Origin of the sequence: Bradyrhizobium sp. DN3, from assembly GCF_041357655.1 — a bacterium.
In the GTDB taxonomy this organism is placed as follows: domain Bacteria; phylum Pseudomonadota; class Alphaproteobacteria; order Rhizobiales; family Xanthobacteraceae; genus Bradyrhizobium.
This window is the reverse complement of sequence record NZ_JAULLN010000043.1, coordinates 37,204-45,020: the sequence shown is the minus strand read 5'-3', so window position 1 is coordinate 45,020 and position 7,817 is coordinate 37,204. Positions and strand designations below refer to the sequence as shown.

The window sequence follows — 7,817 nt, the reverse complement described above, 5'->3', positions numbered from 1 at the left end:
CGTCGCGACGGAGCTATTACAACGAAATACTGCCGGCCTTTTTCAACGGAATCGGTCACGAGCGGAGATTTGGGCCCGTGCCGATCACGTCGGGATCACCTCTGACAGCCGACATCGAGCAAGTTTCGTGGGCGGTCGAGAAGAGCCATAAGCGGACATCAGCGAACTTCCCGAAAGCGGACGCGTTGTCGATTGCGGGGGACGTCAATCTGGCTTTGCCAAACGGAGATAGCGCCCCGACAGTTGGTGTCACGGTTGCGCGCAGACGCATTCAATCTTGCCGGAAGGAGGATTGCGAGATGACAGAACGAATTTCGTTGGAGGGAAAGGTCGCGGTTGTGACTGGCGCAGGTCACGGGCTTGGGCGGGCCTACGTCGAACTTCTCGCCGAACGCGGCGCCCGGGTCGTTGTAAACGACCTGGGGACCGATGTATCGGGGTTCGGGAAGGATTCCACGATCGCGGAACAAGTGGCCGATTGCATTCGATCCCGTGGAGGCGAGGCAATCGCGAATGACAGCGATGTTTCCACCCCTGAAGGTGGCAGTGACCTGATCGCGACGACCATCGAGCATTTCGGGAGAATAGACCTCCTCGTGAACAACGCAGGTATCTGCGGAAGCCAGCTATTCGAGGACGCCACCCTTGACGATTTCGATCACTATTGGCGGGTGCACCTCGGCGGGCCGGTTAATACGGTGAAGGCTGCCTGGCCGTATATGGTCGCACAGCGCTACGGGAAGATCATCTTCACGACGTCAGTCAGCGGCCTGTTTGGATTACGTGGCCAAGCCACCTACGCTGCGGCCAAGTGCGCCGTAGTTGGATTGATGCGCATTCTTGCAATTGAAGGTGCTGAGCATGGGATTCTCGTGAACACCATTTCGCCAGCCGGGTACACGAGGATGCACCCGGCGGCGGTTGCGGATCCCGCTTGGCTGAAGCAGAGCGAAGCCACAATGCCGGTTGCGGCTGTTGCGCCAGCGATGGTCTGGCTTGCAAGCGATAGTTGTTCGGAGACGAACAGGATTTACAACGTGGAAGCTGGAGTAATCCAACGTATCGCTATCGTCATGGGACCTGGCTTCTACGATCCACATCTGACACCCGAGAGCATCGCCGAGAACTACGCAAAGGTCGAATCGATCGAGGGCTTTTTCGAGCCGGGTCCGTTCGAGCCCGGTCAGATACCCGCAACAGCGAAGTCTTGAGGAACGAGGTTACGCCATGGCGACGTTCGACTGTGGCAGACAGCGTTACTCTATGAACCAGTGCGCAAGTCATCAGCGGCCGCGCCGCGGCGGAGCTACACTGGCCGCCGAAAAGCAGACCTGCTGAAGGTCAGCTAAGGGTCAGAGGCAGCCCTCGGCAGCTTACAAGAGCTTGGTCGGCTCACCTCCCGAAAGCGGCCGTCGCGGCGCTCTGAGCCAAGGTCAGTCCCGGGCCAGAGCAGACATGCGCGCAGCGAAAGAGGCGCCCGAGTTGGCTGCTCTCATGGCTTTCTACTGAGGCAGCGTAGATCGTGCGCAACAGGCGGAGCCTACTAGCGGGCGCGCCGCGATGCAGGCCGCGAAGATCGGCATTGGCGATGAAGCGCAACTTGGTTCCGGTCGAGATTCTCGTTTTGCGCCGGCTCGAGCCGGCGCTGATGGTCGGCCTCCACCTTGCCCATCAGCCGCGCACTGTGTTAATCTATGATAGAAAGGTGCCTCTATGCACGCAGATGTAGTATCAACTCTTTGGACCGACTATCGTTCTCGCGAAATCATCCGAGACCTTCATCCAAACGATCATATGTTCAACGCCGCGGTTCAAGGCTGGACTGATTACATGGGCGTTGGCGTTAGCGCGGTCCAGATCATTTGCTCCGCGCTTCTGACCGGCCCCGCCTACCACCTCGAAAAAGTGCTAGATTTTGGGTGCGGTCATGGCCGAGTAGCCCGTCATTTGCGCGCCTTCCTTCCAAAGGCGGAACTGTATTTTGCAGATATAGACGAAACCGGTTCACGCTTCTGCGCCGATACTTTCGCCGGCAATTACGTTCAATCCCATCACGACTTCGATCAACTCGATCTTCCGAAGGATCGGGACTTGATTTGGGTCGGATCAGTGTTCACGCATCTCGACTATGGCCGCATGAACAAACTGTTCAATGCCCTGATTGGGGCACTCCGGCCGCGCGGCACGTTGATAGCGACCTTCCGCGGAGAATCTCAATATCGCAGAGCGTTACAGGAAACAGACCCTAATCAAAGGCGAAAATGGAAGTCCCTGATTGATCAATACGAGGCCGGTGGAATCGGTTTTGGTTCCTATGGCATCGCCGATGATCCGGAATGGGGACTATCTTTATCTTCCATCAATAGCGTCATCGGTATGGGAAAGCGTCTGCCGAATGTCCGCCTGGTGTCCTACTCCGAAATCGGATGGGCCGCAGCGCATGACGTGGCAGCTTGGTCAATCTCTCCGGTCTAGCTATCCTTTTCGCAAAGCTCCAGTCAGCGCCTGCTTGGCTTCCTGCTGGCAGCGCCTTTGCCATGTTCCGTAATCCGTCCCGGTTGGTTCCTGCCGGCTCGTACTGGATGTTCTGATGGTAGAAATCGACCCGGTCGGCCATAGCGCCGGGCGGCGCCACCTCGAGCTCCAGGTCATCGATGATGGCGCGATAGCCCTCGCGCAGCGCCTGCGTCGGAGAGCCCAGCAACAGTTCATTGTAAGCGGCGCGCGCGACATAGACCGGCCGCGAACCGGAGTCGGAAACATCGGACTTGCGGTATCAACGAGGGCCGCGATTGCTGACGCAGCTCGGCGCGCCGGGCATCGGCCAAGCTTCAAGGCGCGCGCATTGTCGGCTCCCGGATATCGCGCTGTCCGTCCGTCGGCCCTGGGCTTGTCCGATTGTGACCGGATGCACGGACAAGACAAACGTCCGCTCCGGGTCCAGGCCGTGTGAAAATCCGGCAACTTGGGGCGCACCGGCGCATTGCGGCCGCCGAGCTTCTAATTCGGTGGAATCGACCTCCTGTCATCTCGGTGCAACCAGGAGCTTCGTGCAGGCGCTGATTTGGTCGTGCAGAGGCCGGCCTCACGCCTGCATCGCCTCCAGCAATCCGCCTACGCCCACGAGCATCATCACGCGCTTCATGTTGTAGGCGAGCACGTTGAGCGCCATCTCGGTGGCCACCTTTGGCAGCTTTTTCGTGAGAAAGTGCGTTGCTCCCATCCAACACTTCATCGTGCCGAACGGATGCTCCGCTGTCTGACGGCGGACACCCATTGCATTGGGGTTGTGGTCGAGCCGATCCTGAACTTTTTCCAGAACGGCCTCATGCTCCCAGCGTGAGATGCGGCGCTCGGGACCTGTCGTGCACTGAGCTCTTAGCGCGCAGGTCTTGCAGGTGCTTGTCCAGTGTCTTTTCGTCCTCTACGTTCGTATAGTGATAAGTTAGCCGCTCGCCGGCGGGACAGCGATAAACATCATTGGCGGCGACATAGACGAAGTCCTGTTTGCCGAAGCGGCCAGCAGCCTTGGCGCCCGAAGTCATCGGCTTCGGCAACGTCACCGTGATGTCGGCTTCCTCGCAGGCCCTGATCTCCTCGCCATCGTAATAGCCGCGATCTGCCACGACTTCGAGAGTCTCGACAGCCATCTCGTCGCGAGCCTGCCAGGCCATGTTGGCGAGTTGGTGTCGATCGCTGCCCACGTTGGTCACCTCGTGAGCCACGATGAGATGATGCTGCGTATCAACTGCAATCTGCACGTTGTAGCCAACGATCCCGGTGTCCTTGCCACTTGTCGCCATCGAGCGCGCGTCAGGATCGGAGAGCGAGATCTGCTTGTCCTCACTCTTTATCATCTCCGCATTGATCGTGTTGAGCCGGATGGTCTCCTCCTTGAGCTTCTCGATCTTGCCCTTTAGCCGCTCAACCTTCGCCTCCGGCACCGCGTCGCCATGTCGATCGGCGGTCTCAAGCTGAGAGAAATAGCGGGCGATGCTCTCATCGATCCGCTCAAGACGTTTCTTCATCTTGGCCTCGGTGAAGTTCTTGTCCCGCGCATTGACAGCCTTGAACTTTGATCCATCAATGGCGACGCTTGCTGCACTGAACAGATCAAGCTTGCGGCACAGCGCGACGAACTCGCGACAGACCTCACGAATGGCCTTGCCATTGTCCTTGCGGAAGTCCGCAATGGTCTTGAAGTCCGGCGCCAGCTGCCCGGTCAACCAGATCATCTCGATATTGCGCTGGCATTCCCGCTCCAGCCGTCAGCTCGACGGAATCTGATTGAGATAGCCGTAGATGTACAGCTTGAGCATAGTGCTGGGATGGTAACTCGGTCGGCCAGTGTCGAGTGGCTGGACACCGACGAACCCCAGCTTGCCGAGATCGAGACCGTCGACGAACACGTCGACCGCTCGGACCGGATTATCCTTGCTCACATAGTCATCGAGCGACGACGGAAACAGTGTGCTCTGCCCCCGATCCAACCCTTCAACAAAGCGCTTCATCAGATGCCCCGCCAGATCGCCGGGAATCTTATCGCGCGAATCACTACAAACAGAGCGTTTTCACACAGCTTGGGCCAATAGGAGACATACCCCTTGAAGTTTCCACCCAATTTGATCTCTACTTACGGGAATCTTTGGGGGACGTCGTGTCGGCGCCGCAATATTCCCGTCGCAAGGCTGTGTCATCGCTGGCTGCTACAGTCGCTTGTGCGTTTGCTGGTCCCGTTCCCGCAACCGCAGAACCAGTTTCCCCCGGCGCGACGCAAGACTGCGCCGGTCCGATTTTCTCCACAACAGGTCCAAACGCCGAGCTTTACGGCGCCAAAGATGGTTATCCTCTTCCCGACATTGCGGAGGCGCGGAGGCAAGGCGACCCTTGGGAGCCAAAATATCGTGTCGGCGCATTCACCCATATCGATCACATCTATCCAACGCGGCTCATCAGGCGAGCTGTGACACCCTGGAAGTTCAAGTGCTCGCGGGCAGACGTTTACTACAATTTTCAGGGAAGCAAGTTTTCGCCCCTCGACTACATGTCGCGCAATCCGGCCACTGGCCTGCTGATCGCCAAGGACGACCAGATTATCTTCGAAGGCTATCAGTACGCGCGAACTGATCAAGATCGGTTCGTATCCCAATCGATGGTCAAGACGATAACCGGACTGTTGATCGGGATCGCCATCTCGGAGGGGGCGATTAAGTCGGTCGATGATATCCCCGAAAGTTATGTACCGGGTTTTATTGGCAGCGAGTACGGCAGGACGCCAATTCGCGATCTGCTGCACATGTCCTCAGGGGTCGATTTCGGTGAAACAAGAGACGGAGGACGTGACCTCAATCGCCTGTGGAACGGCATGGGGATCGCGTTCCCGGACTCCAAGTTGGGCACGGTTAAGAGCATTGTGCAATTCAATCAGCGTGTCGCCCCAGCGGGAACGAGATTTTACTACGCGAGCATAGAAGCCGACGTGCTCGGCATGGTGCTTCACGGTGCGGTCAACAAGTCAGCGTCTGACTATCTGCGCGAGAAAGTATGGGAACCGATCGGCGCGGAAGCGGATGCCAATTGGCTGGTAGACGCAGAAGGATTCGAACTGGGGCACTTTGGCTTCAATGCCGTTCTGCGCGATTACGCCCGGCTAGGACGTTTGCTGGCGCATGATGGCGCATGGGATGGCAAGCAGATCGTTCCGACGCAATGGATGATCGATGCGACTACCGTTCGAGCTTTGGATGACTATCTGCGACCGGTCGTGGCGACGAAGAGATTTGGCTACGGTTATCTCTTGTGGCTGTTTCCCGGTGAGAGGCGGCAGTTCGCGTTGTTAGGATTCAAGGGCCAGTATATTTGCGTTGATCCGACCTCTAAGGTCGTCATGGTGCACACTGCAATTGAGGACCCGGTACATCGAGGCGAACCATGGGCTCTATGGTCGGCACTGGTCGATCAGCTAGGCTGATACTAGCTCGGGACAAGCTCGACATCGACCGCTTCGGGTCACAAGATGACCTTCCGCGGGCGGGACCGCGTGTCCGCATTGTCTGCAAAAGCAGACATCCGATTTTGTCAGTGCATGCCGTCCGGAGCACCTGCGCGCTAACAAGCGCGCGAAAAGTGAAGTCTAAAGCGCACTCAACGCTGGCGGCGGCTTGCGCATGTTGGAGGCCTTTTCATAGGCGTAGGCCAGACGCAGCAGCTTGTGCTCGCTCCAGGCCCGGCCTGCGAAGGTGACGCCGAGCGGATAGTCCGGCGTGTCCTTGCCGTCGGTCGTCCCCGAGATGAAGCCTCCGGGCACCATGACGCTGGGATAGCCTGCCCTGGCGGCGATCGCGGCGCCTGCGCTGCCGGGGAACAGCACGGCATCGAGCTTGTGCCGGTTCATGTAGGCATCCATGCCGCGGGTCCTGGCGCTGAGCAGGTCCATGGCAAGTGCCGACTTGTACTCGCGTTCGCGTAAGTCGCCTCTGGTGAGGTCGGCGGCGAGGAACAGGTCTTGGCCGAAACGCAGCGCCTTGCTTGCATTCGCCTCGTTGAAGGCCACGATGTCGGTGATGGTCTTGATGGCGGTATTGGTCGCCCAGTCCCTCAGGTAGAGGTTGAGATCTCGCTTCAGTTCGTAGAGGAAGACGATCCGTTGCGTGACTGGATTGCCCTTGTTAGCGCTCAGCGGATTGCGGTTGAGCACGGCCATGATCGTACCTGGTCCGCTCATCCAGCCGGCCGTCGGCATGCTGGCGCGCACGATCACGGCGCCGAGATCCTCCAGCAGCTTGATCGCCTCCGCCATCACCTTCGCCCCTTTGGATGGCAGCTTGCCGTAGAAGGGATCGTTCAGCGGGTCGGCGGGGTCGCTCGGCACGCCGATACGCGCGCCCTTCATCGCATCCTGCGTGAGGTCGGCGGTGTAATCGGCTGGCCGCCGCTGCAGCTCTGTCGCCGTATCGCGCAGGTCCTTCGCCGCCAGCACGTTAAGGAGCAGCGCCGCATCGCGTACCGTGCGCGTCATCGGCCCTGCGGTGTCCAGGCTATGCGCGATCGGCACGATGCCGGCACGGCTGATCAGCCCGACCGTCGGCTTCACGGTGACGAGGCCATTCTGGCTGGCAGGGAAAAGCAGCGAGCCCGAGGTCTCAGTGCCAATCGCCGCTGCACACAGCCCGGCCGCCACGGCGACTGCCGGACCCGAGCTCGATCCCCCCGGGGACACGACCGGGATGCCGCGATCGTCCACCAGCGCAGGCGCGTAAGGATTCTTCACCTGCCCGCCTAGCGAAGAGTAGCCCGCGGGCATGTCGATCGCGAGCATGTTGGAAAACTCAGTCAGGTTCGCCTTGCCCAGGATCACCGCGCCCGCGTCCCGCAGCAGCTTGACGATTGTGGCATCGTCCCGGGCACGTGCGCCTTCCAGCGCCAGCGAGCCCGCCGTCGTCGGCTGTTCGTCGCCGGTCGCAATGTTGTCCTTCACCAGGATTGGAATGCCCGCCAGCGGCCGCTTGGCCGATGGCTTGGTGCCGTCGAGCTTGCCCGCGATCGCGAGCGCATCGGGATTGAGCGTGCGCACGGCGTTGAGCGCGGGCCCGTTGCGGTCGTAGGCCTCGATGCGCGCGAGGTAAGCCTTGGTCAGCGCCGTCGCATTGATCTGCGCAATGGCCAGGGCATGAGCGATATCGCTCAGCGGTGCATCGTCGAGCTTCAGAGGGGTCGGCGCCTCGGCGCTAGGGGCCGCCGCGGCGATGCCAGCATCGCGGCAGGATGGCTGCTTCATGGCGTGCCTCGCCTGACGGCGTTCCGAACCATGAGGCCGC

4 protein-coding genes and 1 pseudogene are annotated in these 7,817 nt (G+C 59.8%); 3 read left to right on the top strand and 2 right to left on the bottom strand.

All coding sequences use genetic code 11. From position 1 onward, the window contains the following. Both AAE027_RS36675 and AAE027_RS36670 read left to right on the top strand, forming a co-directional pair. Positions 1–1,211: SDR family NAD(P)-dependent oxidoreductase (locus tag AAE027_RS36675; RefSeq protein ID WP_370991161.1), on the top strand; the 1,211-nt coding region annotated here is incomplete at its 5' end. Between the two features lie 502 nt (positions 1,212–1,713). Beyond that, positions 1,714–2,475: a class I SAM-dependent methyltransferase gene (locus AAE027_RS36670; protein WP_370991162.1), complete on the top strand. Its 762-nt coding sequence runs from the start codon at positions 1,714–1,716 to the stop codon at positions 2,473–2,475. A 610-nt stretch (positions 2,476–3,085) separates the two neighbouring features. On the opposite strand, the pseudogene AAE027_RS36665 reads toward AAE027_RS36670, so the two are convergent. Further along, positions 3,086–4,511, bottom strand: a pseudogene (locus AAE027_RS36665) (IS1182 family transposase). 146 nt (positions 4,512–4,657) lie between these two features. Between AAE027_RS36665 and AAE027_RS36660 the strand changes: the two are divergent. After that, the gene (locus tag AAE027_RS36660; RefSeq protein WP_370990781.1) at positions 4,658–5,971 is read left to right on the top strand and encodes a serine hydrolase domain-containing protein; all 1,314 of its coding nucleotides are present in this window, start codon (positions 4,658–4,660) and stop codon (positions 5,969–5,971) included. 162 nt (positions 5,972–6,133) lie between these two features. Here AAE027_RS36660 and AAE027_RS36655 read toward each other — a convergent pair whose 3' ends face one another. After that, positions 6,134–7,777, bottom strand: a complete 1,644-nt coding sequence (locus AAE027_RS36655) for an amidase family protein (RefSeq protein WP_370990780.1) — start codon at positions 7,775–7,777, stop codon at positions 6,134–6,136. Positions 7,778–7,817: the final 40 nt, after the last annotated feature.